The organism is Streptomyces chilikensis, assembly GCF_001642695.1.
Classification (GTDB): Bacteria; Actinomycetota; Actinomycetes; order Streptomycetales; family Streptomycetaceae; genus Streptomyces; species Streptomyces chilikensis.
The window spans coordinates 1-699 of record NZ_LWCC02000119.1; the positions used below are offsets into that span (position 1 = coordinate 1).

Annotated in this window: 1 protein-coding gene; it reads left to right on the forward strand. The window is 80.4% G+C overall.

Annotation, left to right across the window (positions count from 1 at the left end; all coding sequences use genetic code 11):
* Positions 1–699: FAD-dependent oxidoreductase (locus tag A2U95_RS25590; RefSeq protein ID WP_166027236.1), on the forward strand; the 699-nt coding region annotated here is incomplete at both ends.

The window sequence follows — 699 nt, forward strand, 5'->3', positions numbered from 1 at the left end:
GGCCCCGTCCGGGCCGGCTCCGTCCGCGCCCGAGGTCGCGGGCGGGGCGGGCGAGCGCGCGCGGCTCGACTCGGCGCTGGCCGGGATCGCGGCCACGCCCGTGGAGCGGCTGCTGGCCCGCGCGGAGGTGCCGGCCGCCGAGGCGCTGGCGGCGCGCGGCGTGCCCGCGCGCACCGTGGAGGGCTTCCTGCGTCCGCTGCTCGCGTCGCTGCTGTGCGACCCGGAGCTGGTGGGGTCCAGCCGGTGCGCCGACCTGGCGCTGCGCGCCTGGGCGACCGGGAGGCTGTGCGTGCCGGAGGGCGGCGCGGAGGTGGTCCCGGAGCTGCTGGCCCGCGCCCTGCCGCCGGGGACGGTGCACACCGGGGTGCGGGTGACCTCCGTCTCCACCACCTCGGTCACCACGGCCGGGCACGGCGAGTTCCGCTGCCGCGCGGTGCTGCTGGCCACCGGCGCGCGGGCCGCCGCCGAGCTGCTGCCGGGGCTGCGGGTGCCGGACTTCCACCCGGTGACGGTGGTCCACCACACCACCACGGAGGCGCCGGACACCGGATCCTTCCTGCTGCTGGACGCCGAACGCGGCGGGCCGGTGGCGCACACCGCGGTGGTCAGCCGGGTCGACCCGACCCGGGCGCCGGAGGGGCGGGCGCTGATCTCGTCGACGGTGCTGGGCACGCCGCCCGCGGACGTGGACCGCGCGGC